The organism is Lentilitoribacter sp. JB5-8, assembly GCF_055693385.1.
On sequence record NZ_CM146332.1, the window covers coordinates 3332501 to 3356784 of the forward strand.

Sequence of the window (24284 nt, forward strand, 5' to 3'; positions counted from 1 at the left end):
ATCGCTCATCTAACTCAACTTAAAAACTAAGCCAGATCAGCAACAATTTTACGCCCTTTAAAAAAGCTTACCGAACAAACACAAGTAAAACCCGCTAGCGACCTCGTCGACCGCTCTCGTTCGGTGAGATGCGTTCTACACACACCAATCATAACCGTCAACACCAAAATCTAAAAAAATGTCATAAAAACGAAAAAAAACTGAATTTCTTAACAAGACATTACCCACCAAAATGAAATAGTGAACAAAAACAATATCTTAATAAATTTTGCTATTTTTACACAAGCCGATCAAAACGGCACATTTTTAATGAAATTCATCAAAACCCACCTATTACGGGGTTAAGCAATCTATTGCCGAAAACACCTTTCCTATACGCCCATATTTCGAAGGCTATTTTTGCCACTTTGAAAGGCAGCTGATTAAAATGGCTAAATTAAATGCACTATCTGGCTCTAATTTAGGATGCTTTCAGCTTAGGCACATTATCTCCCCTCATATATATAAGAGACGACATGAGCGCGGATCATTTCCATATCTGTTTACATAATAAGATAGTGGTTTTCATTTAGAGTGATTTGCGTATCATGCACATTCCAACCTGCAATATGAGTGATACTAAATATGTTAAGTCCTGATCAAAACATCATTGAGAATGTTCGTGCTAAATTTGCCCATGTCGACACCTGCCCTTTTCAAGGTGAACGCATATTCTTTGAAAATGCTGGCGGCGCACTCACATTAAAGTCGGTTGTCGATACATCTGCAAAATTTGCGGCGATCCCCGATAATCAGGGACGGGATAATCCAGCAAGTTATGCCCTTGTTGATATCATTAAAAAAGCAAAAGAAGATGCAAGCATCTTCTTCAACGCGAAATCAGGACAATTCTTTGTGGGCGAAAGCGGCACAGAGCTCATTTTCCGTATTGTTTGTGCCGCTATCATGTCATCGGAAGCTGGTGGTCAGGTTTTGGGAAGCACGCTAGAGCATCCGGCGACCAGAAGCGCCTGCGAAAAATGGGCAAAAGCTGCCGGCAAACCACATATTTTAATCAAACATAATAATGAAACCGGATCAGTTGATGCAAATGCCTATGCTAAGCACATCACCAAAGATACGCGTGTTGCAACAATTCTGCACACCTCCCCCGTTTCAGGAATGGGTGTGGATGTGGCAGCAATTTCAAAGGCGATAAGAAATGTAGCGCCTGATTGCTTTATTATCGTGGATGGTATTCAGCACGCAGCGCATGGCGGGCTCGATATAGATGCATATGATATTGATGCATATGTCGTCTCTCCCTATAAAATGTTCTCGCGCCATGGATACGGTTTTGCCTGGATTTCCGACAGATTATCTGAACTTGAGCATAATTCGCTAGTTGGCGGTCCTGAGAAAAACTGGGAATTGGGCACGCGCGACACCGGTGCTTATGCAACATTTTCCGATGTTGTTGAATATTATGAATGGCTGGGCAGCCAATTTACTAATGCATCAGATCGCCGTGAGAAAATCATGGCTGCAAGTTATGCCATTAAATCTCATGAAACTGATCTAACAAACGCCATGATTAAAGGAACCGGCAACCAAAAAGGTCTGGCAGATATGCCGGAAGTAACGGTGCTATGCGGCATCGATAATCCATTGCGCGAAGGTCTTGTTGCAATGAATATTGATGGCATGGATGCTTTGGAACTTGTTGAAGCACTCAACAATCGCGGCATTCGCACCCATGCACGAAAAGCCGATCATTATTCCGGCAACATTCTTGATCCACTTGGGTTAAAATCCTGCGTGCGGGTTTCCATGTGCCATTATAATACTGAGCATGAGGTGTCGACATTTTTGGCGGCGGTTTCTGAAATCATCGACGAACTAAAGAGTTAATAATCTCTCGATAAAGCGGTTCTTAATCCACCATCTTTCAAGCGGCGGATCTAAACAGATCGTTAATTGAATTCCCAATCCTCATAACTAAAACATAAATGTTTCTTTAGCACTTTTTGCAAGACTGTAACTCCATGCTGGGCATATCGCCCGTCATCGGGGGACAGAGCTTGCAAGATATGTCAAACATAACAAGGGAAATTTCAGCTGATGACAGCGCCAACGCATCTCAAATAAACGGCATGCGCGGCAAACCTTTACGCAAGCTATTTTTCATTCTGACAATTACCTCATTATTTTTTTTCGCAGCCACATATATTGGCATCCAATACGCGCTAAATAATCTACTTGAAGAAAAATCAGATAGCCTAGGCATGGGCTGGGCGCACCATTTGGAAACACAATTCCCTGAGGCTGGAAAAATTGCTGGCGTCACGAAAGGAAGCACTCAATACTCGGCTCTGTTACGAGGAGAGATGGCTGAACTGATTGATGGCATGTTTCAGGTGGGAAGTATTTATCAGCTAGACCTTATAAATCCTGATTGTAATTGTAGTGCAACTTTCGGTTCCTACACAACAAATAGCGGCCATCGTGTACACCATGATCTTAGTGCGCAAAGCAATCTGGATATTAGTTCTGAAAAAGTTGGCTTGGCAGGTTTAGAGCCGGACCCACACCAAGACCACATAACCCGCAACAATAATGATGTTCACCAAGATCACAATACACATGCTAAGACCGAACATGATGTCAAACATGAACATCCAGAACTCATCATCAACAGCGATTTGAAATCGATATGGCCGATGAATTATGCTGCGGCAACAGAAGTTGCGAAAATAGGCGTTCACCCAAGCTACATCGTTAAATCCAGTATCGTAAACCAACCGTCAGTGTTTGGCGAGGTTTATCATCCAGTTTATGCCGATGGTGAGATGCAATATATCATTCGCGTATTGGTAAACTTAGAAGAAGCTTACGTTACTTATACAAGATCGTTATATGGTGGTGCCGTATTTATCTTTATATTGCTGATTGTCGTTGCAAGTTACCCATTGATGAAGGTTTTTCGTACATCTAAAGCACAAAGAAAACTTGATGATAAAGCACATTTCTTAGCAACACACGATGTATTGACTAAAACATATAATCGAAATGCCTTCCAAGAATTTGCTCCCAAGATCTTGCGCTCGTGTGGTGATCGCGAAACATCTGCAATCATTTTCTTATTTGATCTCAACAATTTCAAAGAGATTAATGATTATTACAGCCATCATGCAGGAGACGAAATTCTGCGCGCATTTGCACATGCTTTAAGAGCAAACCTTCCAGGCAATGGATATCTTGCGCGCCTGGGCGGCGATGAGTTTGTAATCATCATACCTGACATTGATCCAACCATGGCAATTGAAGACATTTTAGAGATCCCGGAGGAGCTTGCGACTGAAATCGATAATGGTCGCCAAATTATCCACGCAACAGTTTCCGCGGGAGTAGCGATTTATCCAAGAGATGGCAGTAATATTAGCGAGTTGATCAGGAATGCTGATCTTGCGCTATATGCTGCCAAATCAGAATCAAAAACCAAGCTTTGTGAATACGACGCCGAAATGGGCAAGGTGTTCAATGATCGTCTTGATTTGCGAGATGAATTTAAGTTTGCATTGCTCGAGTCCGAGATTGAGCCTTTTTATCAACCGGTGATGAATACAAAAACTGGCAACGTCATAGGGTTTGAAGCACTTGCGAGATGGCGCCACCCTAAACGTGGGGTTTTAACACCAGGTGTTTTTGGCGAAATGCTTGATGACATTGAGCTGAGCGCAATGGTCGGCGACATTATGTTTGAAAAAGTCATTGGTAATATGAAGGAATGGCAGAAGGCCAATATACCCTTCGGCACAATCGGATTAAATGCAGGCGAAGGCGATCTGTTACGTCCGGGATTTTCGCTTAAAATTATATCTGATCTGGAAAAAAACAATCTAAGCACAGATTTGCTGGCCATTGAGATCGTTGAAACCTGCATGTTTGGCAATAATAAAGACTTATTCATCAACCACCTTACCGCATTAAAGGATGCAGGTTGCCGAGTTGCATTGGATGATTTTGGCACCGGCTATTCCTCGATTACGCAAATAAAAGAAATCCCCTGCACGACGGTCAAAATAGACAAATCCTTTATTGACAATGTTGTTGAAAGTGACGCTGATCGCGCAATTATTCAAGCATTGATTAATCTCGGCCGTGAACTTGGGTTCCATCTGATCATGGAAGGGATTGAAACAAAGGAGCAGATGGATATCCTGAACCAGATTGGTGCAAATTATATGCAAGGATTTTACTTCGCCAAACCAATGCCAGCGCATTCCGTACCCAAATTTATTCAAGATACACTCAGCAATCAAAATGTTGGGCGCAAGGAAGCGTAAGACCGCTTTAAATCGATAAATTGTGATTCTTCTTTTGAAGCTAACAGTGCTAAATACCCGTAAACAATGAAGGTATGAATATGGGTTATATGATTAAGGGCGTTTACCACGAAGGTGAAGACGTTGGAGCTAATTTACCCACCGGTGAATTTGAACGCACAAAAAGCACAATCCGAAACTGGATCACACGATCAGGTGCAAAAGGCCCAACCGGTAGAGATGGATTTAGCCCAGATGCCGGACGCTATCACCTTTTTGTTGCTTGGAATTGCCCATGGGCGCATCGCACATTGCTCACGCGTTCCCTCAAAAATCTTGATGACATTATCTCTATTTCTGTTGCCAAACCAAATCGAAATGAGCAGGGTTGGATATTTGATGAAAGTGGCGAGTTTTCAGACCCGCTTTACGGCCTAAATGCAGTTCATCAAATCTATGCAAAAGATAAAATTGAATATACTGGCCGTATCACCGTTCCGGTCCTATGGGATAAAGTTCAAAACTGCATGGTCAGCAACGAGTCCGCCGACATTGTAAGAATGTTGAACGACGCTTTTGCAGATAAATCCAAGAACACACCCAATCTATATCCGGATGAATTACAAAATGACATCGATAGCTGGAATGAAAAGATATATAACAAGGTAAATAACGGCGTTTACCGCGCTGGCTTTGCCTCCACTCAAAGCGCATATGAAACAGCGGCAATTGAGCTTTTTGAAAATCTAGATGAAATCGATGAACATCTTGGCAATAATCGCTTCTTATGCGGCGATCATTTCACAGAAGCCGATGTGCGACTTTTCCCTACACTTGCACGTTTTGATGTCGCTTATCATTACGCCTTTAAATGCAATTTAAAAAAGCTTTCAGACTATGAAAACCTCTGGCCATATGCGCGGGAAATTTATCAAATGCCCGGCGTTGCTGACACCGTGCGTTTTGAGATTTATAAACGTGGATATTTTAGCAAAAGCGAGAAACGCAATCCATTGGGTATTATTCCAATCGGCCCCATAGTTGATTGGAACAAGGCACATAATCGTTAAGTTGCTCTTTGCGAATAAAATTCGACTTGTCAGCAGATCGATTGCCACTTTATATGAGAGCCATCAATTATAAGGAACACATATATGGCGCTTAAACGAATGGTTTTAGAGCTGGGCATGGGCACAGATATCCGCGGTGAAGACCATACCAAAGCAGCCTTGCGCGCTGTTCACAACGCTTTGCGCCAAAACTCACTTTCGATTGCAGATGCATTTGGTCTTAATCGCGAAGATATGGTGGTTAAAATCATCATCGGGGCTCAAAAGCCTGAAACTGTTGACAAGCAAGCCGTCGCTGACCTCTTGCCATACGGCAAGCCAGAGGTCGTTGTTGAACATGGCGGCATGGACACACTTGCTGAAGATGGATCAAGATCAACCATTATGGTCAATGCTGCATTAGTTGTTTATCTGGACTTGCCAGAGGACAAAGTGTGGGGAGATGCGGCATGAGCAAAGAATTAAAACGCATTATCCTTGAAATGGGTACAGGTAACGATCTTTATGGAGAAGATTATACCAAAGCTGCCAAGCGAGCAGTTCAAGATGCGCTACATCACTCGTCTCTGACCGTTTTTAAAAGCCTAAATATCGACCCAAACTCAATGCAGATCGAGCTCAATCTGGCCGCACAATGCCCTGAAAAAATTGACTTGGACGAGGTGGCTAGCACTCTTCCCTACGGACAGGTTACGGCAAAGGGCATTCAAGGCGGATTAAACATCTATGATGAAGTAACAGATCGCACGACGGTGATCGTGAACGCCGGTATTATTGTAAGACTACCGCTTTAAATCTAACCAATGCGATCAAGCTAGCCTCAAATTTATCCGCCTGGCCCGTCCTGAATCGCTTGATTAAAATCGTCAAAACAGCAATTAAATTCACGCAAATAAAAACTTGTATACATATATACCATATAATAGAATTGCTCTGATATGACGTAATAAAAGAGCCTGATATGAAGAAAAATCCATTAAATGTTGCCATTATTGGCACAGGAATGGTTGCAAAAACGCATTTATTGGCGATTGCTGACCTCAAAGATAAGGTCAAGCTTTGTGGTATTTTCTCTCGCAATTCAGAAAATGCTGGCCGATTTGCCAAACAGGCTGAAGACGTATTGAACGCCCCAGTTAAACAATATGGACACATAGATGATATCGCCAATGATAAAGATGTCGACTTTGTCATCGTACTAACCCCGCCAAATGCAAGACTTGAAATCACAAAAACCCTTGCAGGTGCTGGTAAATCCATCTTGATGGAAAAACCCGTAGAGCGCACTTTAAAGGCTGCGGAAAATATTGTTGAGATCTGCAAACAGGCGAATGTGAAGCTGGGCATTGTATTTCAACATCGCACGCGCGCTGCCTCTCAAAAACTAGGTGAAATGATTGCACAAAACGCTTTCGGTTCGCTATCGATTGTTGATGTGCTCGTACCTTGGTGGCGCGATCAAGCCTATTATGACGAACCAGGTCGCGGCACATATGAACGTGATGGCGGCGGAGTTTTAATTTCGCAAGCCATACATTCATTGGACTTAATGCTCAGTCTCACAGGCGAAGTAAAGCAAGTACAAGCCACCGCACGGACCAGTTCGCTACATAAGATGGAGGCAGAAGACTATGTTACAGCCGGATTGGATTTCGCCAATGGTGCGATTGGATCATTACTGGCGACAACTGCAAATTATCCGGGTGCGACTGAAACCATCACACTGCACTTTCAAAAAGCCGTTGCGGAGCTAAAGGCAGGAGGGCTAAAAATACTGTGGCACGAGGGAAAAGACGCTGGAAAAACAGAACATTATGGCGTTGAAACCACCAGCGGTGGCGGTGCGGACCCCATGGCTTTTACTCATGATTGGCATCGGGCAATCATTGATGACTTTGCCAATTGTTTGATCAATGACACCGCTCCCCTCATCTCAGGTCAAGAAGCTCTAAAAGTCCACAAACTCATTGATGCTTTGGTGGCATCTTCTGATAACAAAACTGCAATTGAGATCTAAGGCGAGATAAAAATGAAAAAGAAACTAAAATTCGCAGCACTTGGATTGGACCATCGTCACATTTATGGGCAAGCCACTCATATGCTTGATATTGGCGCTGAGTTTGTTGGTTATTGGACTGAAGGCAACCCAACAACACTTGATGGTTTTGAAAAACGCTTTCCGCAGACAAAGCGCTTTCATGATAAAAAAGCCCTCTTAGAAGATGAAAGTATCGACCTTATATTGATTGCAGCCATTCCATGCGATCGCGCAGCTCTTGCCATTGAAGCCATGGAGCATGGTAAAGATGTCATGACTGATAAACCAGGTTGCACATCGTTAGATCAGTTGGATGCGATTAAGGCTTGCGTTGCGCAAACAGAGCGCATTTGGTCAGTGGATTTTTCAGAACGTTTTGAAGTTGCTTCCGTGACTAAGGCTGCAGAACTTGTGCACCAAGGCGCAATTGGTAAAGTCGTCCAAACAGTGGGACTTGGACCTCACCGTAAAAATTTATCCACCCGACCAGACTGGTTTTTCAAGCTTGAAAAATATGGCGGCATCATCACCGACATCGGATCGCATCAGATCGATCAATTTCTGTATTTTACCAATTCTACAGATGCTGAAGTCACGATGGCCAATGTTGCAAACTATGCCAATCCTGAACATCCTGAACTCCAAGATTTTGGCGAAGTATCGCTCAAATCAGATCAAGGACATGGCTATGTGCGTTTGGATTGGTATACCCCAGACGCATTACCAACCTGGGGTGACGGACGTCTGACAATTCTCGGAACAGATGGATATATCGAGTTGCGAAAATACATAGATGTAGCGCGCAATAACACAACCGATCACTTATATCTCGTCAACAACAATAAATGTGAGCATATTGAATGTGCTGACGCGGGTTATCCATATTTTCAAAATCTAGCCGATGATATTTTGAACCGAACTGAAACAGCAATGTCACAAGCACATTGTTTTAAAGTCATGGAGCTTTCAATCATTGCACAAGAGATGGCGGATAGATCATTTAATGGACCAACAGCATCATGAAAAAGTTCAATATTGCGATCATTGGCGCAGGAATTGGTGAAGAGCATCTAGCAGCCTATTTAAAAATCCAAGATCAGTTCACAGTCAAAACGCTTTGCGACATTGATGAAAACCGCGCAATAAACGTTCGGGCAGATCACAAACATATCGCAATTGAAACCGATTTTGATGCTATTTTAGCCGACCCCGAAATTGATATTATTGATATCTGCTTACCACCCCATCTTCATTTTAAAATGTCGATGGCGGCATTAGCAGCAAAAAAACATGTTATCTGCGAAAAACCATTAGTGAACTCACTAAGCGAAGCAGATCAACTCGAAAAACAGGCACAAAGATACGAACGTGTATTAACGCCCGTCTTCCAATATCGATTTGGACCCGCTCTTGCCAAGTTAACTGCGTTAATGAAAGCCGGATACACTGGTCGCCCCCTCGTCGCTAGTGTTGAAACACACTGGCACCGTGATGCTGAATATTACAACAATCCATGGCGCGGCACATGGAAAGGTGAACAAGGTGGCGCTGTTTTAGGCCATGCCATTCATAACCATGATCTTTTATGCGCAATATTTGGCCCTGTTAAACAATTATCCGCGTTCACCCAAACACGCGTCAATGACATCGAAGTGGAAGATTGCGCCTCGATTTCGTTTCAAATGCAAAATGGTGCCCTCGCCTCAAGCTCCATCACGCTGGGAGCGGCAAGCGATACAACGCGGTTGCGTTTTTGCTTTGAAAAATTAACGGCAGAAAGCGGAGACCTTCCCTATGCCCCCGCTGATGGTAAGTGGAAGTTTCTTGCAAGAGGTGCTGGAGACATTGGCGCCAAACAAAGTGAAATCGATGCGTTTCTAGAATCAACACCCACGCAACATTCTGGTTATGTCGGCTTTTTTAATGCACTTTATGAAAAGCTCAACGGACGAACAAACAATGCTGTCAGTTTTGAGGACGGACGTCGATCCCTCGAACTGGTTTCAGCAATTTATAAATCCACCCGCAACAACAAGATCATCGACCTACCGCTTGCTTCAGATGATGATTATTTCAATGGTTGGATGCCGAAACTCTAATGCAATTATTTTCAAAGCTAATGCCTGCGTTTAAAGGGGTAATGAAATGAAACAAACATGGCGCTGGTTTGGACCCGCTGATACAATTTCTATCGAAGAGCTTTTACAAGCAGGTGTTCAAGGTGTGGTCTCAGCACTACATCACATCGATACCGGCGCAGTTTGGTCCATTAAAGAAATTCAAAAACGCCAAAAGCTCATTGAAACGCTCAAAGATGGTTCACCGTCCAATATCACATGGGATGTTGTTGAAAGCCTTCCCGTTTCCGAAAAAATAAAGACACAATCTGATGGCTGGCGTGAGGATATATCCAATTACATCCAAAGTCTTCACAATCTCTCTGAGTGTGGCATTCAAACCGTTTGCTATAATTTCATGCCTGTATTGGATTGGACCCGAACTGAATTGCGCTCAAAACTCCCTCATGGCGGTTCTGCTATGCGGTTTAATATCGTTGAGTTTGCCTGTTTTGATATCCACATTTTAAAAAGATTAAATGCGGAAAAAGACTATACAAGCGAGATAACAAACGCAGCTGGAAACTATTATGAAAAACTTGACCATCATGGACAAAATGCACTGCAACACAACATCATTGCAGGTCTTCCCGGTGCCAATGACAATTGGCAAATTGATGATATTAAAGCGTTACTTGAAACCTATAACGACATAGATGCAGATAAGCTTCGTCAAAATCTCGTCGATTTTCTAAGTCTTGTTATACCGACATGCGAAGAACTGGGCATTAATTTGTGTTGTCATCCAGATGACCCGCCATTTTCAATTATGGGTCTACCTCGCATCGTGTCAAACCCTGATGATTATGCACATATCATGAAAGCTGTTGATAGCCCCCACAATGGGATCACATTGTGCACCGGATCACTGGGAGTTGCAAAAGATATTGATTTTGAACACTTTATCTCCCAATGGGGGCATCGAATTCATTTTGTGCACCTGCGCAACACCACGCGCGAAGGACCATCATCTGACGAAAAGCACAGCTTTTATGAAGCAGCACATCTTGAGGGTGATACAAATATGGTTGGTGTCATTGCTGGCCTCTTAAACGAAGAGAAAAAACGCCGACAACAAAACCGCACGGACCACGAAATACCTATGAGGCCCGACCACGGACAGGAGATTTTGGACGACTTGCATCGTAACTCAATGCCGGGCTATCCACTAATTGGCCGTGTACGCGGACTTGCAGAACTCCGAGGAATTATAAAAGCGCTTGAATAAAGCGTTTTTCATCATTTCAACTTGGAAAACCAATCTTCAAGGTGTTTTATCTCATCCTTTGAATATCTGATACCAAGTTTTGACCGCCGCCATAAAACATCATCGGCACACGTTACCCATTCATGTTCTATCAGATAACCAACTTCTGCTTCAGTCAATGTATGGGCAAATTGAACACCGAGATCTTCATATGACTTTGCGTCTTTTGTAATTTTCCAAGCATTCGTGCCGTAAGAGCGCACCAATCGTGCTGCATGATTTTGCGTCAAAAACGGATATTCCGATTTAAGTTTTGCAACTTTGGAATCATATTCAGACGGTGCAAAATCACCACCAGGCAACATGCCTTCAGCTGTCCAAGGTTTTCCTTTTGCACCGATGGTTTCTTCAATCTTTTCCAACATTGATTCTGCCAACCTGCGGAACGTGGTAATCTTTCCGCCAAAAATATTAATCATGGCGGCTTGATTATCGGGTTGCTCCTTTTTCAAAACATAGTCGCGTGTTGCTTCTTGCGCTGCGGTCGCACCATCGTCAAACAATGGACGAACACCTGAATAAGTCCACACAATATCGTCTTCAACAATTGGTTTTTGGAAATATTCGCTCGCAGCATCACACAAATAACTACGCTCTTTCGGAGTAATTTTTACATCAGCAGGATCACCTTCATAATCCTGATCTGTTGTACCAATCAATGTAAAATCTTGCTCATATGGCAACGCAAAAATAATTCTGCCGTCAGCATTTTGGAAGATATAAGCGCGATCATGATCATGCAATTTCGGCACAACAATGTGACTGCCCTGCACCAAACGCACATTCTTTGCATCATTGACCCCTGCGGCTTGACCTAAAACTTTATCTACCCAAGGCCCAGCGGCATTAATAACAATACGTGCTTTGTGTTCAGACACATCCCCTGACTGCATATCCTGGGTTTTAATAACCCATATATCATCCTGACGAATTGCTGAGATCACCTTTGTTTGTGTATTAATAGACGCACCGCGCGCGCGCGCATCCATCGCATTGAGCACCACAAGGCGCGCATCGTTGACCCAACAATCGGAATATTCAAATCCTTTTGTGAACAGGGGCTTTAATGGCTTACCAGTCTCATCAGTCTTTAAGTTCACTGTTTTTGTTGGTGGAAGTAACTTACGCTTCCCAATATAATCATAAAGAAAAAGCCCAGCACGCAATAACCATGCGGGACGTAAATCTTTATGATGCGGCAAAATAAACCGCATTGGCCAAATAATATGTGGCGCAGCTTTTAATAAAACCTCACGTTCACTTAGTGCTTCTCGCACCAGGCGAAACTCGTAATGCTCAAGATAGCGTAATCCACCATGAATCAACTTTGACGACCATGAAGAAGTCCCACTCGCCAGATCATTCATCTCAGCAAGATAAACAGAATATCCTCGGCCCGCCGCATCACGCGCGATTCCGCAGCCATTTACGCCACCACCGATTACAAATACATCCATCAGATCAGACAATTTATTCTCCATCATCGTTCATTATGATGATGGATATAACCGAAACGAAAATAAAATGAAAGCATAACGAAAATAAAATTTTCGTTATTTGCCGTTAAATCGAAAACACGTTCATCGGACCAATATGTGTTTGCTGCGGATCATTGAACTGCGATTTCGGTGCGATTGTAAAGCACTCTTGGTCAAACCACTTCCAGTCATCACGCCAGGTCCAACAACCATGTTTCTTATAAACATTGGTGAATTCCTGTGCATAGGCAATATCCGTTTTGAAGCATATCGGGTCTTGAAGTTCCGCACCGAAATAAGTTTTTGCCAACGGCAATGATCGATTTGACAGATAATTGCCCATCCATTGCTTAAATCCGATCTCAGACTGCAACTGATCGACCACCCGAAAAACTTGTAGATGGTCTTCATGTCCGTATTCTCCCCATGGATTATGGGTAAAGACATTCATGTCTGATGTCAGTTCAGCTCGCAAAAGCTCGATGATCGAATAGTAATTCTCGGTGTAAATCTGTGATATGCTTTTGGGAGCAGAATTTGTTGCAAGCCCAGGTATGGCCCGAACAGCTCGCCTCTTCAGCTCACGTTTAATGGCTTCATTACTAAAGATGATGCCATATTGAGAGATCTCTGGCTTCTCCCAATTGGCACATCCATATGTACCAGCCTCGGTTATTTTTAAAGATTTAATGTTTGGATGCGGTAATTCTGCAAGTGCAGCTGCTCGTTTTGCACCAATATCTGGTTCCGCCCAAAAATCTTCGTAGACCACAATAATCTTGCTAGCCTCACGTAGAATTGATGAAAACCAAAGGTTCTCATCGTCTGGATGTGCAACAACAACCACAATATTTGACAATATTGTGCTCTCTGGATCAGCCATGAACGCCCCTTCAAAGTTAGACCCGCATATTAAATTGTAATCGCATTTCGCAAGATTTCGATCGACTGGAGCAAAACCTGATGAAAAACGTGCAAACACATGTCTGCATTCGTCACCATAACATAAGAAACCGAAATGGCAGTAAAGACTTTTGAGGAAGGTTAATTCTTAGGAGGTGCTGTGCTCTCACGCACAACCAGATCAACATCCATTACAATCACATCTGAATCTGAGATCGCACTGTCGTTCATCATACGAGATAACAATATTTGAGCGGCTTGACGTCCAAGACCTAATCTATCCTGTCGCATGGTTGTAAGCGCCGGTACAAAATGTTCGGCAAGCTCAATATCATCAAAACCAATCACCGCCATATCTTCAGGAACGTTGATATTGGAAGCTGAGAACTCCGCAATCAAGGCACAAGCAATCTGATCTGACGCACAGAAAATTGCCGTTGGCTTTTCATCCATCTCCATAATTCGTCGCGCGGCAAGCCGTCCAGAATTTAAATGGAAATCACCATCTAAAACCCATTCTTTACGAACCGGGATATTATGTTCTTTGAGGGTTTTGATAAAACTCTCATGCCGCGCATCTGTCAGCACATTCCCCTGAGGCCCCATAATATGTGCAATTTTCGTATGCCCTAAATCAATAAGATGTTTAACTGCTTCAACAGCGCCCCTACGGTTCGCGCTTCTGACAGATGGAAAATCAGCGTTATCCAACCACTCACAAGCGAAAACGATTTGATTGCGTTGCGGTGCTTCAACCAGATCTCTCGCCACATCCCGATCAAGCCCGCCATCGAACACAATCATACCATCAGCACGACCATCATTAAAATAATCAATAAGATGCTCACCAGCTGCAGATATCTGTGCCGTTTCAGCAATCAGCATGGAAAATCCGTTAGGGGAAAGCACGGTCTGAATACCCTGCAGGATCTGTGAAAAAAACGGATTTCCAATATCCGGCAACAGAACTAAAATCGCATTAGATTTGCGTGTTCGAAGGTTGCGAGCGGCTCTATTTACACGATATCCAGTGGCCTTTACAGCCTCCAAAACAGCTTCTCGAGTTGCTTTACTCACAACCGAAGGGTTACTTAGAGTGCGAGAGATAGTGGCTGTTGAAACTCCAGCAACTTTTGCAACATCCTGAATTTTAACGGATTTTTTCAATCGACTTCCAACCAACGCAAAGTATTTTTTATAGAACTACTTTTTTTTGTTGACTCATTCAATAAAAAAAGAAATCTTTATGTAATCGTTTGCAGGCGTGTTTTCAGAAGACACCAATGTAATCGATTACAGACACATTTAACTCAACAATCGTTATTTCTGGGAGGAAATTGTATGAGAATTCTAAAAACAGCATTGGCTGTTACTACAGCTTTGTCTTTCACAACACTTGCAAACGCAACAGATCTTGAAGTTACACACTGGTGGACTTCTGGTGGTGAAGCTGCCGCTGTGGCTGAATTTGCTAAAGCGTTCGACGCGACAGGCAACAAATGGGTAGACGGAGCGATCGCCGGTTCAGGTGGTACAGCGCGTCCAATCATCATTTCACGCATCTTGGGCGGTGACCCAATGCACGCTACACAGCTAAACCACGGTCGTCAGGCTGAAGAGTTGGTTGAAGCTGGTTTGATGCTTGACCTAACAGATGTTGCAGAAGCTGGTGGCTGGCGCGATGTTGTAAACCCTGTTCGCCTTCTAGACAGCTGTACTGTTGACGGTAAAGTTTATTGTGTTCCTGTGAACATTCACTCACCACAGTGGTTGTGGTTGTCACACGAAGCATACAAAACAGCTGGCATCGACGTTCCTTCTGATTGGTTTGAGTTTGTAGAATCAGCTCCAAAACTAACTGAAGCTGGTATCGTTCCACTAGCTATGGGTCAGCAGTCATGGCAGACAAACCTCGCATTCGGTGCGATCATGGTTGCTGTGGGCGGTACAGACCTTTACCTTGACGTTCTAACAAACAAAAGCGCTGAAGCTGCTGCAAGTGCTGAAATGACAAAAGTGTTTGAAGCATTTGCTGCTGCACGTCTATTGTCAGAAGGTTCAAACGTTCAAGACTGGAACCAAGCAACAAACTTGGTGATCACTGGTAAAGCTGGTGGCCAGATCCATGGTGACTGGGCCCAAGGTGAGTTCCAAGTTGCAAACCAAACAGCTGGTACAGACTACACATGTCTTCCTGGCTTGGGTGTAAACGAAATCATCGCAACTGGTGGTGATGCATTCTACTTCCCTAAGCAGGATGATCCAGAAATCGAAAAAGCACAAAAAGAACTTGCTGCTTTGATGATTTCACAAGAAGTGCAAGTCGCCTTTAACCTCAAGAAAGGCTCATTGCCGATCCGTGGTGATGTTGATCTTTCAGCAGCAAACGACTGCATGAAAAAAGGTCTTGCTATTCTAGCTGCTGGCAACATTTTGCCAGATGGCGTGAACGCATACACAGCAGATACACAAGGTCAGATGGACGACCTTACTGTTGAGTTCTGGAACGACAAAAGCATCACAGTTGCTGATGCACAAGCTCGTTACGTTGAAATCATCAAAAACGCTGACTAAGAGCTGAATATTATCAGGGCTGCAGTTTAAAACACTGCGGCCCTGGTTTTTATCAGTCTAGTTACAAGGCACACCCAAATACCTCTCAGACAGGGGTGTTTTGATGTACTTTGAAAAAAAGTAAAGGGGAGGCATGATGTCACTTTCGGACGCAGAACATTTGAGCGGAGCTGCAAAGCCACCGTCCAAACTGTTCAAAAACTTAACGGCTAAAATCGCTGCTATTCCGATGATTTTCACAGCGGTAGTCGTATTTATCGGATGTACGATCTGGACGATCTACCACTCCTTTACAAAATCACGCCTGTTGCCCGCACCGGACAAATGGGTTGGTTTAGACAATTATGAACGTCTATGGAGCGAAAACCGTTGGGTGGTTAGCATTGAAAACCTTGCGATCTACGGCGTCTGCTCGCTGATTTTGTCACTCGTTATTGGCTTTTTACTCGCCGCATTGCTGGACCGTAAAATCCGATTTGAAAACACAATCCGAACCATCATTTTGTATCCATTTGCGCTTTCCTTCGTGGTGACCGGTCTTGTCTGGCAGTGGATTTTGAACCCGGAACTTGGCCTTCAAAATGTTGTCCGCAATTTAGGCTTTGAGAACTTCACCTTTGACCCGATCAACAACGCAGAAATCGTAATCTTCGGCATCTTGATTGCAGGTATCTGGCAAGGTTCAGGCTTTGTGATGGTCCTTCTGCTTGCAGGTATGCGCGGCATTGATGAGGATATCTGGAAAGCCTCACGCGTTGAAGGTATCCCAGCTTGGAAAACCTATCTTTTCATTGTGATCCCAATGATGCGCCCAGTATTTGTGACCGCTCTTGTGATCATCTCAGCAGGTATCATTAAAGTTTATGATCTGGTTGTGGCGCAAACATCTGGGGGACCGGGTATCGCGTCTGAAGTTCCAGCTAAATACGTGATCGACAAAATGTTCCAATCACAGAATTTGGGGCTCGGTTTCGCAGCTTCTACAATGATGTTGCTAAGTGTTTTGGTGGTTCTAATTCCATGGGCCTACCTTGAATTTGGAGGTAAGAAAAATGGCTGATACGACCGCAACTACATTTGAAGGTCCAAGCGGACCAAAGCCAAAGAGAGCGTTCTCTTCAACCAATATCATTATCTACGGCACATTGTTTGTCGTTTGCTTATACTACCTCTTGCCACTCTATGTCATGATCATGACATCACTTAAAGGCATGCCGGAAATCCGTTTGGGCAATATTTTTGGCCCTCCGGTTGAAGTGACATTTGAACCATGGGTGAAAGCTTGGGCAGAAGCTTGTACTGGAATTAATTGTGATGGTCTAAGCCGCGGGTTTAGTAATTCGATTTGGATCTTGGTACCATCTGTATTCCTGTCGATCGCCATTGCATCAGTTAATGGCTATGCGTTGGCAAACTGGAAATTCAAAGGTTCTGAAGTCTTCTTCACTATTTTAATCTTTGGTGCATTCATTCCCTATCAGGTTATGATCTACCCAATCGTGATTTTGCTTCGTGAAAGTGGCGATGGGATAACCAATATTATGCAATTCTTCTATGAGGATGCACCAAGGTTCCGTCTCATGGGCTCACTCTCTGGCCTCGTCATCGTACACACAATCTTCGGCATGCCGATATTAACATTGCTCTTCAGAAACTACTTCACATCTGTTCCTGAAGACTTGTTTAAAGCTGCCCGTGTTGATGGCGCAAAATTCTGGGGTATTTACTTCCGCATTATGTTGCCAATGTCACTGCCGATCTTCGTCGTCGCTATGATCTTGCAAGTCACAGGGATTTGGAATGACTTCCTCTTTGGCGTGATCTACACCAAGCCTGAAACATATCCAATGACAGTGCAACTCAACAATATCGTAAACTCGGTTCAAGGCGTTAAAGAATATAACGTTAACATGGCGGCAACTCTTCTAACCGGCCTTGTACCACTCATAATTTATTTCGCTTCTGGCAAGCTATTTGTTCGCGGCATCGCAGCCGGCGCTGTAAAAGGATAATAAAAATGACAAACACCAACCCTTCAGTTGAAATCAAACAGCTCGATCTTAGCTTTGGTAGAGTCGAAGTTCTTAAAAACTTAAACCTTGAAATTGCGCGCGGCGAATTTCTAGTCCTTCTTGGATCATCAGGTTGCGGCAAATCTACTTTGCTAAACTGTATTGCAGGCCTTTTGGATGTGACAGGTGGTCAGATTTTCATCAATGATAAAAACGTCACCTGGGCTGAACCTTCTGACCGCGGTATTGGGATGGTATTCCAATCATACGCGCTTTATCCGCAGATGACAGTGGAAGGTAACATGAGCTTTGGCCTCAAAAACGCTGGGATGGCAAAAGACGAGATCAAGCGCCGTGTTGATAAAGCCGCCGGTATTTTACAGCTTGAGCCATTATTGGCACGTAAACCATCAGCTCTATCTGGTGGTCAGCGCCAGCGTGTTGCGATCGGTCGCGCTCTGGTTCGTGATGTGGATGTGTTCTTGTTTGATGAACCGCTCTCTAACCTTGATGCAAAACTTCGTACTGATTTGCGTGTTGAGATTAAGCGTCTTCACCAACAGCTTCAAAACACAATGATCTATGTTACGCATGACCAAGTGGAAGCGATGACATTGGCTGACCGGATTGCCATCATGAAAGACGGCATCATCCAACAGCTTGATGATCCAAACACAATCTATGCCAAGCCTCGCAACAAATATGTTGCCGACTTTATCGGCTCACCTGCGATGAACTTCTTTAAAGGCGATATCAAAAACGGTTCATTTAAAAGCCCTGAAGTCCAGATGGACCTAAAGGGATACGAGACTGTAGAAGATAAAGTGCCTGATACTGAGGCATGGCTTGGTATTCGACCTGAGCATATTTTATCCGGAGACAACGCTAAGGGCTGCTCATTCGTTGGAGATGCGACAATTGAAATCGTTGATCCAATGGGTTCCGATACGCTTGTTTGGGCATCGCTTGCAGGACAATCCATCCGGGTTCGAACTGAAGGACAGTCTTCACTCAAAGTTGGTGAAACACTTAAGATTGGCTTCAATGCAGACAAACTTTCAATATTTGACACAGCTACTGAACTAAGAGTTTAAAATGGTGTTAAAAACTTCGTTGCTTGGCTGCTGGGATCTGAAAGACGAGACCAGCAAATATAGCCTGCCGTTCAAAATTCCAGGAGATGGCATAACAGCACTTCACAATGAAGGACTGATTAGCGATCCATATTTTGGCCGAAACGAATATGACGTTCGCTGGATTTGTGATCGCGACTGGATTGCCAAGCGCTCATTTGAGGTGACAGATACAGACCTTGATTTGGTTGTATCTGAACTCGACACTGTGTCTGAGATCAAAATCAACAACGAAGTAATTCATGAAACCAAAAATGCATTTAGAACCTACCGAGCATCGGTAAAGTCAGCCCTACGCCAAGGGCAAAATGATATTGAAATCCGCTTTAAGGCGGTCACAAAATACGCAAATGCGCAGCAAGAAGCTCAACCTTACTTCGTGCCAGATATGAAGAAAATGTGCCCTATCCATAACGGGAATATGGTGCGCAAACCACAATGTGATTTTGGCTGGGATTGGAATATTGCGCTCGCGCCATTTGGCTTGTTTGGAGATATATATCTTGAACCAAGCAAAGCGGTTCGATTTGAAAACTTTAAAGTCAATCAGACCCACAGTAACGGCACTGTTTCGGTTGAACTATCAGTCGCGATTGCAAATAACGCGAATAATGATCTTGATTGTGTATTCAGCTTAGATGGCCAAGATATTAAAGGAACCTATGACGCAACACGAAGCATAGCAATTGCAACTATTGAAATAACAAACCCAGATTTATGGTGGCCAGCTGGCCAAGGCGATCAAAAACTTTACGACGTGACCGTTTCAATCGGTGAAGCCAAACTGCAAAAACGTATCGGTCTTTGTGATATTAAACTTGTCAGCGAACCTGATGAGGTGGGTCGTTCCTTCGGCTTTGAGGTAAATGGTCGAGCTATATTTGCCAAAGGCGCCAATTGGATTCCTGCTGATGCGTTAGCCGGGCGAATTTCAAAGCAGGATGTAAGCGAGCTGCTACAATCCGCTGTCGATGCAAACATGAATATGATCCGCATCTGGGGCGGTGGTCGCTATGAACCGGATTGGTTTTACGACATGTGCGACGAACTCGGACTGATGATCTGGCATGACCTCATGTTCTCCTGCAATTTATATTCAGCAACCGATGAATTCATTTCAGAGATCGAAATTGAAGTTAAAGAAGCAGTCCTTCGCATCGATTATCACGCATGTATTGCGGTGTGGTGTGGCGATAATGAATTGTTGGGTGCGCTAACCTGGTTCGAAGAAGCTGTTAAAGACAGAGATCGCTATCTCGTCGGTTACGATCGGCTTAACCGGGCGATTGAAAAACAAGTGAAAGGCAGCGCACCTCATTCTAATTGGTGGCCATCTAGCCCCTCACCTGGACCCATGTCTTTTGGTGACACATGGCATGACGACACATCCGGCGACATGCATTTCTGGTCGGTATGGCACGAAGGTAGAGACTTTGATCATTATCGCGATGTATCACCGCGGTTCTGTTCAGAATTCGGCTTCCAATCCTATCCATCAATGAATGTCATCCGACAATTCGCTGAAGACGAAGATTTAAACATCGCGTCACCTGTTATGGAAAGTCACCAAAAAGACAAAGGTGGTAATGCGCGCATTGCAGAAACAATGTTCCGCTACTTCCGCTTCCCAAACAGCTTCGAAAATTTTGTCTATCTTAGCCAGGTTCAACAGGGTCTTGCTATCAAAACCGCTGTTACGCATTGGCGAAGCTTAAAACCTCACAGCATGGGTGCACTCATCTGGCAACTCAATGACACTTGGCCGGTTTGTAGCTGGGCAAGCTTGAATTATGGCGGCGACTGGAAACTGCTCCATCACATGGAAAAGCACTTCTTCACACCTTTGCTTGTCAGCGCTGTTCCAATGGACGATAAAATTGTGCTCAGAGCCTCCAACGATCTTCCACAAGCAAGCAAGGCTGAATTGCAGGTCTTTGCACTATCAATGTCAGGCGAGCAACGTGAATTGGCAACCAAAACATTCAACGTTGGTATCGAGCAAGCAATCGATATCGTTGAAATTTCAAAAACCGATATCTGCGATGATATTTTGGTTTACAAATGGATAGATGAAGAAGGCGCAGTGATGCAAGATCACCTTGCACTTCAACCATACAAAGCCTATGCGCTGCCGGATCCAAATATCTCATTTGATATTGAGGAAAAAGAAGGCGTCTTTAGCCTTACTCTTCGCGCTGACAAACCAGCATTTTACGTTTCAATTGAAGCCGATGTTTCCGGGCGTTTTTCGGACAACGGGTTCCTCATGACGTCGCACGAAGATGTCGTGATCACGTTCGTACCTAAAGACAACGGTGCGCGAGCTAATTTTGTTATTCGCGATCTAAGAAACGCGACCTTATAAATTATATAAAGGAAAAATCATGCAGAGCTTTTCATATCAACTTTATTCCTCCCGTAACTTTCCGCCTCTGGATATCACATTGCAGATGCTATCTAATTTGGGATATGCAGGCGTGGAAAGCTACGGCGCCCTTTTGCTAGAAATACAAGATCCAGCCGCAACACGCGCGATGTTGGATGAGAATAACCTAGCAATGAAATCCAGCCATGTTGGCCTTGATTTCATTAAAGATGATCCAAAAGCAGTTATTGCTCTTTGCAATGCGCTTGGCATCACCAATGTTTACGGACCATATTTACAGGCAGAAGATCGTCCAACAACATCAGATGGTTGGATTGATTTTGCAAAATCGCTGACTGAAATGAGCAAGCCACTGCGCGACGCAGGCTTGGGATTTGGCTGGCACAATCACGATTTCGAATTCACTGCACTTGCAGATGGTGGCATGCCGATGGAAATCATGATGGATGAAGCCGACACGCTTGAAATGGAATTTGATGTTGCTTGGGCTGTTCGCGCAGACTACGACCCAATCGAGTTCATCAAGAAATACGCCTCTCGCATTACAGCAGCTCACGTTAAAGATATTGCACCTGCAGGTGAATGTGTCGAAGAAGATGGTTGGGCCGATGTTGGTCACGGCGTTATTGATTGGCCAAGCATTTATGGCGAGTTGCGCTCAGTTGGTACCGAGCTGTTTGTTATGGAACATGACAATCCAAGTGATCACCATCGTTTTGCAAAGCGCTCTTTAGAAAACTGCTTAAAATTCTAAGTTACAGTAAGGATGAAACTCATGAAAAAACTAGGTGTAGGCATCATTGGCTGTGGCAACGTTTCTGCCCATTACATGCGTTATGGCAATACATTTAATGGCACTGAAGTCATTGCATGCGCAGATATTAATCCTGAGGCTGCAAAAGCGCGCGCAGAGGAATTTAATTTGCGCGCTGATACGATAGAAGGTCTGCTCGCTGCAGATGACATTGATATCATCATCAATCTCACCATTCCAGCGGCCCATCTTGAAGTCTCGCGCTCGATCCTGAATGCTGGCAAACATGTTTATTCAGAAAAACCTTATGTGCTAAGCACAGAAGAAGGTGATGAGCTAAAAAAACTTGCGACTGAAAAAGGCCTTCGCATTGGTTCTGCACCAGATACATTCTTGGGCGGAAGTCATCAGCATGCAAGACAACTGATTGATAGCAATGCAATTGGCAAGGTTACATCTGGCACCGCTATCGTAATGAGCCATGGCATGGAACATTGGCATCCGAACCCGGACTTCTTCTTCCAACCAGGTGCTGGTCCGGTATTAGACATCGGTCCTTACTATATTTCAAACTTGGTACAGCTATTAGGACCTGTTGAAAATATATCAGCCATGACATCAACGCCGTCTAAAACCAGAACGATCTCAAACGGCCCACGTAATGGCGAGCAAATTCCAGTTGATACACCTACAACGATCCATGCTTTGCTGCAGTTTAAATCTGGCGCAATCATTACCGTGATTTGTAGTTGGGATGTTTGGAACCATGATCATAATCACATGGAGCTTTATGGTGAAGATGGAACGATGTATCTGCCAGACCCAAACTTCTTCGCTGGCGATCTGAAGATCACATCACAAGGCGAAGCGGTTGATCTTCCATCTTGGGAACATCCTTTCTCAGTGCCAAACTTTAAGAATGACAATGCGGGTGGCCAGATGCTTGCAAACTATCGCGGTGCAGGTTTGTCCGACATGTCCCTCGCGATCCAAGAAGGTCGTGAGCACAGATGTTCAATGGAATTTGCCCATCATGTGGTTGATGTCATGACATCCATATTGAAGGCTGGTGAAACAGGTCAAACAGTCCAATTGACAACAACTTGCGAGCGCCCCGCGGCTCTTGATGCTGCAGCAGCGCAAGAACTATTAGCGTAAAAGTTAGGTAACGGAGGAAATGAAATGCCAAATACAATGAAAGGCCCAGGAATATTTCTGGCTCAGTTTTTAGGTGATGAGGCACCATTTAACTCGTTACCGGCAATTACCAAATGGGCGGCAAGCTTGGGCTATGAAGGCGTGCAAATTCCAACTTGGGATGCCCGCATTTTTGATCTTGAAAAAGCGGCAACATCGCAAGCTTATTGCGATGAAGTTAAGGGCATTTGCCAAGATGCTGGCGTTGAGATCACCGAGCTTTCAACGCACCTCCAAGGCCAACTGATCGCGGTCAACCCCGCTTACGATGCGCAGTTTGATGGATTTGCCCCCAAAGAAGTGCATGGCAATCCCAAAGCACGACAAGAATGGGCTGTTCAGCAAATGTTGTGGGCCGCAAAAGCCTGTCAAAATTTGGGGTTAACCGGTTCAGTCTCATTCACTGGATCCCTCGCCTTCCCTTATCTGTATCCTTGGCCACAGCGCCCACAAGGCTTGATTGAAGAAACCTTTGCAGAGCTTGGGCGCCGCTGGACTCCAATTCTCAATGCCTATGAAGATGCAGGTGTTGATGTTGGCTATGAAATTCACCCAGGTGAAGATGTATTTGATGGCATTACATTTGAAATGTTCTTAGAGGCTGTTGGCAATCACAATCGCTGCATGATCAATTATGATCCATCACACTTCTTGTTGCAGCAATTAGATTATCTCGACTTTATTGATATTTATCACGAACGCATCAGCGCATTTCACGTCAAAGACGCCGAGTTTAACCCATCTGGTCGTCAAGGCGTTTATTCCGGTTATCAAAGCTGGACACAACGCGCTGGACGTTTCCGTTCGTTAGGCGATGGTCAGGTTGATTTTGCAGGGATCTTCTCTCGCCTTGCCACACATGGATTTGATGGTTGGCCAGTGCTTGAATGGGAATGTTGCTTAAAACACCCAGAAGTCGGTGCTGCAGAAGGTGCACCGTTCATCAAAAAGCACATCATTCCGTTAACAGACAAAGCATTTGATGATTTCGCGGATGCTGGAACGGATATGGATGCAATCCACAAAATGATTGGGATTAAATAGGAAATAC

General features: G+C 44.1%; 20 protein-coding genes. 17 read left to right on the top strand and 3 right to left on the bottom strand.

The window, feature by feature from the left end; all coding sequences use genetic code 11:
- Positions 1-624 precede the first annotated feature (624 nt).
- The 9 genes from ACZ1GZ_RS16245 (at position 625) to uxuA (ending at position 10757) form a co-directional block, all read left to right on the top strand.
- Complete coding sequence (locus ACZ1GZ_RS16245) at positions 625-1890, top strand: aminotransferase class V-fold PLP-dependent enzyme (RefSeq protein ID WP_472665915.1); 1266 nt, start codon at positions 625-627, stop codon at positions 1888-1890.
- A 179-nt stretch (positions 1891-2069) separates the two neighbouring features.
- The gene (locus tag ACZ1GZ_RS16250) at positions 2070-4325 is read left to right on the top strand and encodes a putative bifunctional diguanylate cyclase/phosphodiesterase (RefSeq protein WP_472665916.1); all 2256 of its coding nucleotides are present in this window, start codon (positions 2070-2072) and stop codon (positions 4323-4325) included.
- An 80-nt stretch (positions 4326-4405) separates the two neighbouring features.
- Positions 4406-5374 carry a glutathione S-transferase family protein gene (locus ACZ1GZ_RS16255; protein WP_472665917.1) on the top strand — a complete coding sequence of 323 codons (969 nt, stop codon included), beginning with the start codon at positions 4406-4408 and terminating at the stop codon, positions 5372-5374.
- An 84-nt stretch (positions 5375-5458) separates the two neighbouring features.
- Complete coding sequence (locus ACZ1GZ_RS16260; protein WP_472665918.1) at positions 5459-5827, top strand: Lin0512 family protein; 369 nt, start codon at positions 5459-5461, stop codon at positions 5825-5827.
- The gene (locus ACZ1GZ_RS16265; RefSeq protein WP_472665919.1) at positions 5824-6168 is read left to right on the top strand and encodes a Lin0512 family protein; all 345 of its coding nucleotides are present in this window, start codon (positions 5824-5826) and stop codon (positions 6166-6168) included. The genes ACZ1GZ_RS16260 and ACZ1GZ_RS16265 overlap by 4 nt, the downstream gene beginning before the upstream one ends.
- A 167-nt stretch (positions 6169-6335) precedes the next feature.
- Positions 6336-7391, top strand: a complete 1056-nt coding sequence (locus tag ACZ1GZ_RS16270; protein ID WP_472665920.1) for a Gfo/Idh/MocA family protein — start codon at positions 6336-6338, stop codon at positions 7389-7391.
- A 12-nt stretch (positions 7392-7403) separates the two neighbouring features.
- Positions 7404-8435: a Gfo/Idh/MocA family protein gene (locus ACZ1GZ_RS16275; RefSeq protein WP_472665921.1), complete on the top strand. Its 1032-nt coding sequence runs from the start codon at positions 7404-7406 to the stop codon at positions 8433-8435.
- Positions 8432-9511, top strand: coding sequence for a Gfo/Idh/MocA family protein (locus tag ACZ1GZ_RS16280; RefSeq protein WP_472665922.1), 1080 nt, complete (start codon positions 8432-8434; stop codon positions 9509-9511). The genes ACZ1GZ_RS16275 and ACZ1GZ_RS16280 overlap by 4 nt, the downstream gene beginning before the upstream one ends.
- Before the next feature lie 46 nt (positions 9512-9557).
- Positions 9558-10757 carry a mannonate dehydratase gene (gene uxuA / locus ACZ1GZ_RS16285; protein ID WP_472665923.1) on the top strand — a complete coding sequence of 400 codons (1200 nt, stop codon included), beginning with the start codon at positions 9558-9560 and terminating at the stop codon, positions 10755-10757.
- An 11-nt stretch (positions 10758-10768) separates the two neighbouring features.
- Here the strand turns inward: uxuA and glpD are convergent, their stop codons facing one another.
- The 3 genes from glpD to ACZ1GZ_RS16300 all read right to left on the bottom strand — a co-directional run bounded on the left by glpD (position 10769) and on the right by ACZ1GZ_RS16300 (position 14344).
- A complete protein-coding gene (gene glpD, locus ACZ1GZ_RS16290) occupies positions 10769-12277 on the bottom strand; it encodes a glycerol-3-phosphate dehydrogenase (RefSeq protein ID WP_472668336.1) in 1509 nt (502 codons plus the stop codon).
- A gap of 82 nt (positions 12278-12359) precedes the next feature.
- Positions 12360-13157: a hypothetical protein gene (locus ACZ1GZ_RS16295; protein WP_472665924.1), complete on the bottom strand. Its 798-nt coding sequence runs from the start codon at positions 13155-13157 to the stop codon at positions 12360-12362.
- Positions 13158-13318: 161 nt separating this feature from the next.
- Positions 13319-14344 (bottom strand): LacI family DNA-binding transcriptional regulator, encoded by a 1026-nt coding sequence (locus ACZ1GZ_RS16300; protein ID WP_472665925.1) that lies wholly within the window; start codon positions 14342-14344, stop codon positions 13319-13321.
- Between the two features lie 174 nt (positions 14345-14518).
- Between ACZ1GZ_RS16300 and ACZ1GZ_RS16305 the strand changes: the two genes are divergently transcribed.
- The 8 genes from ACZ1GZ_RS16305 to ACZ1GZ_RS16340 all read left to right on the top strand — a co-directional run bounded on the left by ACZ1GZ_RS16305 (position 14519) and on the right by ACZ1GZ_RS16340 (position 24277).
- Positions 14519-15751 carry an ABC transporter substrate-binding protein gene (locus ACZ1GZ_RS16305; protein ID WP_472665926.1) on the top strand — a complete coding sequence of 411 codons (1233 nt, stop codon included), beginning with the start codon at positions 14519-14521 and terminating at the stop codon, positions 15749-15751.
- A gap of 136 nt (positions 15752-15887) precedes the next feature.
- Complete coding sequence (locus ACZ1GZ_RS16310; protein ID WP_472665927.1) at positions 15888-16811, top strand: carbohydrate ABC transporter permease; 924 nt, start codon at positions 15888-15890, stop codon at positions 16809-16811.
- Positions 16804-17763, top strand: coding sequence for a carbohydrate ABC transporter permease (locus tag ACZ1GZ_RS16315; RefSeq protein WP_472665928.1), 960 nt, complete (start codon positions 16804-16806; stop codon positions 17761-17763). Before ACZ1GZ_RS16310 ends, ACZ1GZ_RS16315 begins: the two co-directional genes overlap by 8 nt.
- Before the next feature lie 5 nt (positions 17764-17768).
- Complete coding sequence (locus ACZ1GZ_RS16320; protein WP_472665929.1) at positions 17769-18857, top strand: ABC transporter ATP-binding protein; 1089 nt, start codon at positions 17769-17771, stop codon at positions 18855-18857.
- Between the two features lies 1 nt (position 18858).
- Positions 18859-21261, top strand: a complete 2403-nt coding sequence (locus tag ACZ1GZ_RS16325; protein ID WP_472665930.1) for a beta-mannosidase — start codon at positions 18859-18861, stop codon at positions 21259-21261.
- Between the two features lie 19 nt (positions 21262-21280).
- On the top strand, positions 21281-22036 hold the full coding sequence (locus ACZ1GZ_RS16330) for a sugar phosphate isomerase/epimerase family protein (RefSeq protein ID WP_472665931.1): 756 nt from the start codon (positions 21281-21283) through the stop codon (positions 22034-22036).
- A 21-nt stretch (positions 22037-22057) separates the two neighbouring features.
- A complete protein-coding gene (locus tag ACZ1GZ_RS16335; protein WP_472665932.1) occupies positions 22058-23194 on the top strand; it encodes a Gfo/Idh/MocA family protein in 1137 nt (378 codons plus the stop codon).
- Between the two features lie 24 nt (positions 23195-23218).
- A complete protein-coding gene (locus tag ACZ1GZ_RS16340; RefSeq protein ID WP_472665933.1) occupies positions 23219-24277 on the top strand; it encodes a sugar phosphate isomerase/epimerase family protein in 1059 nt (352 codons plus the stop codon).
- The last annotated feature ends 7 nt before the right edge of the window (positions 24278-24284 follow it).

Bases quoted from the DNA above. Each gene is read 5' to 3' on its own strand.
- ACZ1GZ_RS16245 (WP_472665915.1), top strand. From the start codon at position 625: ATGTTAAGTCCTGATCAAAACATCATTGAGAATGTTCGTGCTAAATTT.
- ACZ1GZ_RS16250 (WP_472665916.1), top strand. From the start codon at position 2,070: ATGTCAAACATAACAAGGGAAATTTCAGCTGATGACAGCGCCAACGCA.
- ACZ1GZ_RS16255 (WP_472665917.1), top strand. From the start codon at position 4,406: ATGGGTTATATGATTAAGGGCGTTTACCACGAAGGTGAAGACGTTGGA.
- ACZ1GZ_RS16260 (WP_472665918.1), top strand. From the start codon at position 5,459: ATGGCGCTTAAACGAATGGTTTTAGAGCTGGGCATGGGCACAGATATC.
- ACZ1GZ_RS16265 (WP_472665919.1), top strand. From the start codon at position 5,824: ATGAGCAAAGAATTAAAACGCATTATCCTTGAAATGGGTACAGGTAAC.
- ACZ1GZ_RS16270 (WP_472665920.1), top strand. From the start codon at position 6,336: ATGAAGAAAAATCCATTAAATGTTGCCATTATTGGCACAGGAATGGTT.
- ACZ1GZ_RS16275 (WP_472665921.1), top strand. From the start codon at position 7,404: ATGAAAAAGAAACTAAAATTCGCAGCACTTGGATTGGACCATCGTCAC.
- ACZ1GZ_RS16280 (WP_472665922.1), top strand. From the start codon at position 8,432: ATGAAAAAGTTCAATATTGCGATCATTGGCGCAGGAATTGGTGAAGAG.
- uxuA (WP_472665923.1), top strand. From the start codon at position 9,558: ATGAAACAAACATGGCGCTGGTTTGGACCCGCTGATACAATTTCTATC.
- glpD (WP_472668336.1), bottom strand. From the start codon at position 12,277: ATGGAGAATAAATTGTCTGATCTGATGGATGTATTTGTAATCGGTGGT.
- ACZ1GZ_RS16295 (WP_472665924.1), bottom strand. From the start codon at position 13,157: ATGGCTGATCCAGAGAGCACAATATTGTCAAATATTGTGGTTGTTGTT.
- ACZ1GZ_RS16305 (WP_472665926.1), top strand. From the start codon at position 14,519: ATGAGAATTCTAAAAACAGCATTGGCTGTTACTACAGCTTTGTCTTTC.
- ACZ1GZ_RS16310 (WP_472665927.1), top strand. From the start codon at position 15,888: ATGTCACTTTCGGACGCAGAACATTTGAGCGGAGCTGCAAAGCCACCG.
- ACZ1GZ_RS16315 (WP_472665928.1), top strand. From the start codon at position 16,804: ATGGCTGATACGACCGCAACTACATTTGAAGGTCCAAGCGGACCAAAG.
- ACZ1GZ_RS16320 (WP_472665929.1), top strand. From the start codon at position 17,769: ATGACAAACACCAACCCTTCAGTTGAAATCAAACAGCTCGATCTTAGC.
- ACZ1GZ_RS16325 (WP_472665930.1), top strand. From the start codon at position 18,859: ATGGTGTTAAAAACTTCGTTGCTTGGCTGCTGGGATCTGAAAGACGAG.
- ACZ1GZ_RS16330 (WP_472665931.1), top strand. From the start codon at position 21,281: ATGCAGAGCTTTTCATATCAACTTTATTCCTCCCGTAACTTTCCGCCT.
- ACZ1GZ_RS16335 (WP_472665932.1), top strand. From the start codon at position 22,058: ATGAAAAAACTAGGTGTAGGCATCATTGGCTGTGGCAACGTTTCTGCC.
- ACZ1GZ_RS16340 (WP_472665933.1), top strand. From the start codon at position 23,219: ATGCCAAATACAATGAAAGGCCCAGGAATATTTCTGGCTCAGTTTTTA.